At 44.3% G+C, this 618-nt stretch carries 1 pseudogene; it reads left to right on the forward strand.

Annotated features, from left to right (window positions below):
• Positions 1–618: pseudogene (locus tag ACSVH9_RS16320) on the forward strand (hypothetical protein); the annotation flags it as partial.

The raw sequence follows: 618 nt of genomic DNA on the forward strand, positions 1-618 counted from the left end.
ACCACTGCAACAGTTGATAACCTTCCTGCTGGAACCTATACTGTAACGGTTAGTGACTCTTGTTCTTCTGAGTCCAATTCGGTAACAATAGGACAACCTGAAGCAGCTTTAGCTTTGGGTGTTTCTTCTAAAACCGATGCTTCTTGCTTTGGTGCTAGCACTGGTTCTGTAACTGCAGGTGCTGTAACTGGAGCTGTAGGAACGGTAGCTTATTCTTGGAAAAATGCTTCGAATACTGTAGTGGGTACCACTGCAACAGTTGATAACCTTCCTGCTGGAACGTATACTGTAACTGTATCTGACTCTTGTTCTTCTGAGTCCAATTCGGTAACAATAGGACAACCTGAAGCGGCATTGGCTTTGGGTGCTTCATCTAAAACTGATGCTTCTTGCTTTGGAACCAGCACTGGTTCTGTAACTGCAGGAGCTGTAACTGGAGCTGTAGGCACAGTAACCTATTCTTGGAAAAATGCTTCGAATACTGTTGTAGGCACTACCGCTTCTGTATCCAATTTACCTGCTGGAACCTATACTGTAACTGTATCTGACTCTTGCTCATCTGAGTCCAATTCTGTAACTATTGGACAACCTGAAGCAGCTTTGGCTTTGGGTGCTTCA

Origin of the sequence: Flavobacterium sp. RSSB_23, assembly GCF_051547145.1 — a bacterium.
Lineage (GTDB): Bacteria > Bacteroidota > Bacteroidia > Flavobacteriales > Flavobacteriaceae > Flavobacterium.